This window comes from Comamonas testosteroni, from assembly GCF_000761245.1.
Taxonomy (GTDB): Bacteria; Pseudomonadota; Gammaproteobacteria; order Burkholderiales; family Burkholderiaceae_C; genus Comamonas; species Comamonas testosteroni_C.
Genome location: NZ_AWOR01000050.1, coordinates 65,803 through 72,605, shown reverse-complemented (window position 1 = coordinate 72,605; position 6,803 = coordinate 65,803). Strand labels below are relative to the sequence as shown.

Genomic DNA, 6,803 nt, shown 5'->3' with positions numbered 1-6,803 from the left:
CTATGTGCTGGAAAAAGGCCAGATCGTGCACACGGCCAGCATGGCCGAGCTGACGTGCGACAAGTCTGCACGCCAGCAATATCTGGGCGTTTGAAGGCCGAGGTTCAGCGCGTTGGCAGCAAGGGCGTCAGCGCGCGCAGCCGGCTGGAGCGCAACAGGCTGCTCGGCAGCAGATAGCGGCCGCCCAGCATCGGCAGATCCACCTCGGTAAATGCCACCTCGAGATCCGCACCGCTTTGCAACCAGGCCCGCCAGACCAGGGTGGTGCAGTAGATGCCCTGGTCCGAGCCCAGCAGCTGAAACGGCTGGCCCTGCTTGGCCATGGCCCAGGCCACGGCCCGCTCGCGCGCACCGGGCTCTGCCGTGACCTGGTACAGGCGATAGGCGTGAGCGCGCCGAACGTCCAGGAAGAAGTCCAGCGAATCCAGCACCACGGCATCGGGCTGACCCTCACGTTCGGAGGGCGTGGCATGCAGCACCTGCCACTGGCCGGGCCGTCCGACCAACATGCCAACATGGCTGAAGTCACCACCGTCCACGGCTTGCACCAGTTGGCTGACGTTCTCCGTGCCTCTGCGAAAAATCAGATCGCCCGGTGCAGCCTGCGGCGGCAATGGCGGCAATGGCGGCGTTGCAAAAGCCAGGCCAGCGCAGCAGGCCGACAGCACCATCACAGCGGCCGTTGCCAGCCGCCGAGAAATCACAGCTGCACTTTCCAGACGCCCTCTTCCTGGAACAGATTGATGCGCTCGCGGCGGGTATTGCCATCGCGATAGCTGACCAGCACCCGGAGCTTGACGACCTGCTGGTCTTCGGAGAGCGTTCTTTCCACCACTTCCACCTTGGCCAGGCCGCCCTTGGAGTCGATCATTCCCTTGGCACCTGCCAGCATGCGGCGCAGCTTGTACTCAAAACTCGCCAGCTGCTCCCTGGAAATATTGCGTGTCGAGACCAGGGCAATGCAGGCGTCGAAATCACCGGCCGCAACCAGCGCGTAAAAGCGCTGGATCAACTCTTCCTGACTTTGTTCGGGGGTGATCGTGGCACAGGCCGACAGACCCAGAGCCGGGGGCAGCGAAAAAGAGAGGAGCAGGCAGCGGCGGCGGGAAAGGGAGACAGAAGCAGACACGGACCGGGTACAGCAAAAACAAGGAAGGCCGCAGTGTAGTCGCCACAAGGGCCCTGCTCTTGCATGCTGTCAGTGCACCGGCCTATTCGACCACCGCCGGGCTGAACTCCGGTGGTGCGCCGAAGTAGGCGCGCGGCGACGGCGGCTGCGCGCCATCGATGTCCTGCACGCCATACTGGCTGGCCAGCTCGGTCGTATAGAACACGCCGCCGGAGCGCTTTTGCAGGCAGTCGGCATCGCCATGCAAGGCCAATACTACCTGGCCTATGAATTGCGGAGTTTCGGCGCTGTCGAAGCTGTCGCCGTATTTGTCGGGTTCGGCCGCGCAGACGCGTTTGGAGCGCTCGGTCCTGACCAGTCCTGGCCAGAGCGAAACCACACTCACGCCGGCAGGCCTGAAATCGTGGGCCATGTCGAAACTCATCTTGTCCGTGCCGGCCTTGCCCGCGCCATAGGCCGGCCCATGCATATAGCAGCGGCTGCCTGCCGACGAGATATTGACCACCAGGCCGCGCGCCGCGATCAGCAGGCCGGCCGCGCAATGGCTGGCCACGTAGGTGGAGCGCAGTCCCACATCGAGCAGCTCGGTCATCTCCAGTGGCTTTTGCCAGAAGGGACCGGGTACGGTCAGCGGATCGGGAATCGCAATTGCACAATTGACCAGAATGTCGAGCCGGCCATGCTCGCGGCGTACGCGCTCGAACAGCGCCGCCACCTGGACATCATCGCCATGATCACAGGCCACGGCAATGCCGTTGCCGCCGGCAGCCGTCACATCGGCGGCCGTCCTGCCCACCGTGCCGGGCAAGGGCGAATCGCCCTCCTTCACGCTGCGCCCGGTGACATAGACGGTGGCCCCCGACGCACCCAGCGCCAGCGCCACCCCCCGGCCCACGCCACGGCTGGCCCCCGTCACCACACATACCAAAGCCTGGTTCATGCTCTTTCCTTTGTGTCTTGAAGCAGCATGAATCTGGAGCAAACCACGGCGCCCGGCAACGTCTGATAAGACTATGTATTGCGATGCATGCGCTGCAGGGCCCAGGCGTGGCGGGCCAGTGTCTGCTGCGCCAGATGGAGCACGGGCGCATCCACCATGCGCCCGTCCAGAACGCAGACACCGCCGCCGGCCTCGGCCAGTGCCTGGCGCAGGCGCTGCGCGTGGGCCACGGCCGCTGCGTCGGGGTCGAAGACGGCGTGCAGCGGCTGCACCTGGGCAGGGTGAATGCACAGCTTGCCGCCAAAGCCCATGCGCCGCGCGCGTGCCGCGTCATGGGCCAGTCGCTCGGGGTTGCGCGTGTCCACTGTCACGCCGTCGACGGCCGCGCCGATGCCGGCACGGCGCGAGGCCAGGACCAGGGCCATGCGCATGGGCAGGAGCTCTTCCTCGCCCTTCTCGCAGGCCATGCCCGCATCGACCTGGAAGTCCAGGTGGCCGAAGGCCAGGCGCACCACCTGGGGCGCGGCAGCCAGGGCATCGGCCGCGTCCAGGCCGGCCACGCTTTCGATGAGGGGCAGCAAGGCCGCCTGCGCACCAGCAGCCCGGGTCACCGCATGCAGCGTCTGGGCGCGCTCTGCCTTGGAGACCACTGCACCGGCCACGCCCATCTCCACCAGTTGCGCCAGCGCACGCAGGTCCTCGGCATGCCAGGGTGTGCCTTCGGCGTTGATGCGCACCAGCAGGCGTGCACGCTGCGCGCCTTCCAGCGCTTCCACGGCCTGGGCCAGCATCTGGCGCGCGCCCTCCTTGTCGGCTGGTGCCACGGCGTCCTCCCAGTCGGCGATCACCATGTCGGCACCACTGCCCATGGCCTTGCCAAGGCGCTCGGGACGCGTGGCAGGAACGAAGAGAAAGGAGGTGGCCTGTCGCGCCAGATCGTGCATGCGTATGTCCTTGCGGGAGTGCTTATTCGGCCGAGACGCCGGCCGCCTTGATGACCTTGTCCCAGCGCGCGACCTCGGCCTGCAGGTGAGTGCGCAGGCCTTCGGGCGTGGCCTTGTCGGGCGTCACCAGGTCGGAGCTGAGTTCGGCGATGCGCTTCTTGACGTTCTCGTCCTTGATGGCCACGTTCAGCGCCTTGTTGATGGCCATGAGCACCTCCCTGGGCGTGCCCTTGGGCGCGTACATGCCGTGCCAGACCTTGACGTCAAAGCCCTTGAGGCCCTGCTCGTCCAGCGTCGGAATGTTGGGCAGGGACGACAGACGCTTGGGCGTGGTCACGCCGAAGACCTTGGCGCGCTGGCCGTCCTTGATCACGGGCACGGTCTGAGTGGTCTGGTCGCACAGCAGGTCCACCTGGCCGCCCATGAGGTCGTTCATGGCAGGACCCGCGCCCTTGTAGGGGATGGTGGTGAGCTTGACGCCCGCCTGGTGCATGAACAGCATGCCGCACAACTGGGATACAGCACCGACGCCGGCATTGGCCAGAGAGACCTTGTCCTGGTTCTTCCTCACGTAGTCCAGCAGCTCGGCGAAGTTGCTGGCCGGGAAGTCCTTGCGCGACAGCAGGGTCATGGGCACGTCCAGCACCTGGCCGATGTACTCGAAGTCCTTGAGCGGGTCATAGGGCAGCTTCTTGTACAGCGCGGGGGCCGTGGCCATGCCCATGTGGTGGATGAGAATGGTGTAGCCGTCCGCCTTGGCCTTGGCCACGCGGGCCGGGGCGATGGTGCCGCCGGCTCCCACGGTGTTTTCCACCAGCACGCTCTGGCCCAGCACCTGCCCCATGGGAATGGCCAGCAGGCGCGCCACCACGTCGGTAGGTCCGCCCGCACTGTAGGGAACGACAAGAACGACGGGTTTATCCGGCCAGGAACTGGCCTGGGCGCCGGCGCATGCAGCCAGCGCGCAGGCGGCGGCCGCTGCGTGAACCAGGCGACGGTGGAACGGGATTGTGCTTTGCATGGTTTGTCTCCTGTGCACTTTGGTGGAAGTGGGAGGCGCTCTGTGACGGCACCTTTCCCGTGGATCCGCCGGCCGGGGCCGGCGGGAAAACTCAGTCCAGCAGGCGCTGCACGCGCGGCCATTGCGCGACCTGCCACAGCCGCTGCACGGCCGCCTTTGCAGGCACGTCCTGCAACGCCCCGCCATAGGCGATCAGCCGCAGTGCCTTGGCCGTGATTTCCTCGCGCGACAGTGTGTTGCCGGGGTCGCCCTTGGGCTCCTCGACGCGCCCATGCAGCGTGCGGCCATCGGTGGTGAGCACGGTGACCTTGCCGATCCAGCGGCGCGGGTAGGCCGCATCGACCTCGGCATCCAGCACCATCGAGACCTTCTCGCGCAGGGCCACCGTGGTGGCGGCCAGGTATTCGCTGTCGAACTCATCGAGGCCCGCATGGCCGTGACGCGCGGCCAGCGCCAGCACCGTGCCCATGGAGAACTTGCTCTGATGCACGGTGGCCGGATCGACCACGGGGCCCAGCACATCGATGGCGCCCTGGTGCACATGGCAGGTGACCTGGGCCAGGTCGGCAGGCGCGAGGCCGTGCTGTTGCATGACCTGCAGCAGCGCATCGGCCGCGGGGTGCGTGTGGCGGCAGGAGGCATGCCACTTGAACGAGGTCTCGGCCGTGGCCCAGCGCGTGACGATCGCGTTCTCCAGGCCATCGATCAGGCGCGCAGGGTCGGCGTCCGTGGACATGCCCGCGGCCAGCCCCTGCGGCCCCGTGAAGATGTCCTGCGCTCCCGTGAATCCGTCCTGTGCCAGGTAGGCAGACATCAGGCCTGCGGCCGCGGCATGGGCCGTGTGCAGCTGCTTGCTGTCGGCGCCTGTGCGCAGGAACTCCCACAGCCCCGCCGACTGCGTGCCGGCCGAGCCGAAGGCATGCTGCATCTGTACTGGCGTGAGCCGCAGCAGCCGGCCCACGGCGGCGGCCGCCGCCAACGTGCCGGCCGTGGCCGTGGTGTGGAAGATGCGGTAGTGGCTGCGGCCCAGAAACTCGCCCACGCGGATGCCGACCTCGTAGCCGGCCACGCAGGCCTGCATCAGTTCGGCGCCGCTGGCACCAATGCTCTGGGCTACGGCCAGCGCGGGCGGGAAGACCACAGCCGCGGGGTGGAACACCGAGCCGTTGTGCACATCGTCCTGCTCTGCCACATGCGAGGCCGCGGCATTGGCCAGGGCCGCCATCATGGGCGAGCTGGTGGTGTCACTGCCCAGGATCTCGCAGAGGCCCTGTGCCGGGCCCTGGGACAGCGCAAAGCGCGTGATGCTCTGCACGGCGCGCGCGCCCTGGCCTGCGAGCACGGAGCCGAACCAGTCCACCCACAGGTCTTCGGCGCGGCGCTGCACGTCCTGTGGAACGTCTTCCCAGCGCAGCGTGGCGGCGAACTGCGCCAGCGGATGGATGCTCACCTGGGTCTCATTCTTCATGGGGTCACTCCCGCGCATACAGTGCGCACAGGTTTCACAAGGCCGGTTCGTCGGCGTAGAGAGCGCTGATGCGTTCGGCCGGCCAGCCCAGGCCGGCCAGGATGGCCGCGCTGTGCTCGCCCACGGAGGGCACCGCCTCCATGCGGTAGTCAAAGGCACTGTTGACGCCGGGCGGCAGCAAGGCCTGCACAGGACCAGCCGGACTGTCGACACTGCGCCAGCGCTGACGCGCGGCCAGCTGCGGATGGGCCCACAGGCCCGCCATGTCGTTGACGCGGGCGTTGGCGATACCTGCCGCGTCCAGCCGCTGCACGACCTGGGCCGCGTCCAGCACGGCGAACACACCCAGGATCAGCGCTCGCAGCTCCTCGCGGTGTGCATTGCGCCGCGCATTGCTGTCAAAGCGCGCATCGCCGGCCAGAGCAGGCTGCAGCAGCACCTGCTCGCAGAAGGCCTTCCATTCGCGCTCGTTTTGCAGGCCCAGCATCACCGTGCCGCCGTCGCCCGCCTCGAAGGGGCCATAGGGGTAGATGCTGGCATGCGATGCGCCCGTGCGCGGCGGCGGCGGCGCGCCCTCCCAGGCGTAGTACATGGGGTAACCCATCCACTCGCCCAGCGCCTCCAGCATGGAGACATCGATATGACTGCCCTCGCCCGTGCGCCCGCGCAGCAGCAGGGCCGAAAGAATATTGGTGTAGGCGTACATCCCGGCCGCGATATCGGCCACCGAGATACCGGCCTTGGACGGAGCCTGCTGCGTGCCCGTGACAGAGAGAAACCCCGCCTCGCTCTGGATCAGCAGGTCGTAGGCCTTCTTGTCGCGGTAAGGGCCGTCGGCGCCATAGCCGCTGATGTCGCAGACGATGAGCCTGGGGTTGCGGGCCTTCAGCACCTCCCAGGACAGACCCATGCGTGCGGCAGCGCCGGGCGCCAGGTTCTGCACCAGCACGTCGGCGCCTTCGAGCAGCTGCATCAGCGCCTCCAGCGCATCGGGCCGCTTGAGATCGAGCGCCAGGCTTTGCTTGCTGCGGTTGATCCAGGTGAAGTGCGAGGACTGGCCATTGACGCGCTGGTCGTAGCCGCGCGCGAAATCGCCATTTCCCGGACGCTCCACCTTGATCACGCGCGCGCCCAGATCGGCGAGCTGGCGCGTGCAGAACGGCGCAGCCACCGCATGTTCCAGCGAAACCACGGTGATGCCGTCGAGAGGTCGTTTTTTTTCAGTCATGTCGGTCTTCCATAGCGCAATCCAAGGCATGCCGGGCATGGCCCACCTCAGAGACAGCAAGCAAGGGCCTAAG

7 protein-coding genes are annotated in these 6,803 nt (G+C 67.1%); all 7 read right to left on the bottom strand.

The features are described from left to right. Window positions 1–104: 104 nt before the first annotated feature. A complete protein-coding gene (locus tag P353_RS15145) occupies window positions 105–704 on the bottom strand; it encodes a YiiX/YebB-like N1pC/P60 family cysteine hydrolase (protein ID WP_034371023.1) in 600 nt (199 codons plus the stop codon). Continuing rightward, a complete protein-coding gene (locus tag P353_RS15140; RefSeq protein ID WP_034371021.1) occupies window positions 701–1,129 on the bottom strand; it encodes a DUF4878 domain-containing protein in 429 nt (142 codons plus the stop codon). The genes P353_RS15145 and P353_RS15140 overlap by 4 nt, the downstream gene beginning before the upstream one ends. 82 nt (window positions 1,130–1,211) lie before the next feature. Next, entirely contained in the window at window positions 1,212–2,069 is an 858-nt protein-coding gene (locus tag P353_RS15135) for an SDR family NAD(P)-dependent oxidoreductase (protein ID WP_034371018.1), read from the bottom strand. A gap of 71 nt (window positions 2,070–2,140) precedes the next feature. Beyond that, complete coding sequence (locus P353_RS15130) at window positions 2,141–3,013, bottom strand: HpcH/HpaI aldolase/citrate lyase family protein (RefSeq protein WP_034371015.1); 873 nt, start codon at window positions 3,011–3,013, stop codon at window positions 2,141–2,143. Window positions 3,014–3,035: 22 nt separating this feature from the next. Further along, entirely contained in the window at window positions 3,036–4,034 is a 999-nt protein-coding gene (locus P353_RS15125; RefSeq protein WP_034371012.1) for a tripartite tricarboxylate transporter substrate binding protein BugD, read from the bottom strand. A 91-nt stretch (window positions 4,035–4,125) separates the two neighbouring features. Then, window positions 4,126–5,502 carry an MmgE/PrpD family protein gene (locus P353_RS15120; protein ID WP_034371010.1) on the bottom strand — a complete coding sequence of 459 codons (1,377 nt, stop codon included), beginning with the start codon at window positions 5,500–5,502 and terminating at the stop codon, window positions 4,126–4,128. 34 nt (window positions 5,503–5,536) lie between these two features. Next, the gene (locus tag P353_RS15115) at window positions 5,537–6,730 is read right to left on the bottom strand and encodes a CaiB/BaiF CoA transferase family protein (RefSeq protein ID WP_034371038.1); all 1,194 of its coding nucleotides are present in this window, start codon (window positions 6,728–6,730) and stop codon (window positions 5,537–5,539) included. Window positions 6,731–6,803 lie beyond the last annotated feature (73 nt).

What these genes read in the sequence shown, in the direction of transcription:
- P353_RS15135 (WP_034371018.1), bottom strand. Translation starts at nt 2,069, where the DNA reads ATGAACCAGGCTTTGGTATGTGTGGTGACGGGGGCCAGCCGTGGCGTG.
- P353_RS15130 (WP_034371015.1), bottom strand. Translation starts at nt 3,013, where the DNA reads ATGCACGATCTGGCGCGACAGGCCACCTCCTTTCTCTTCGTTCCTGCC.
- P353_RS15125 (WP_034371012.1), bottom strand. Translation starts at nt 4,034, where the DNA reads ATGCAAAGCACAATCCCGTTCCACCGTCGCCTGGTTCACGCAGCGGCC.
- P353_RS15120 (WP_034371010.1), bottom strand. Translation starts at nt 5,502, where the DNA reads ATGAAGAATGAGACCCAGGTGAGCATCCATCCGCTGGCGCAGTTCGCC.
- P353_RS15115 (WP_034371038.1), bottom strand. Translation starts at nt 6,730, where the DNA reads ATGACTGAAAAAAAACGACCTCTCGACGGCATCACCGTGGTTTCGCTG.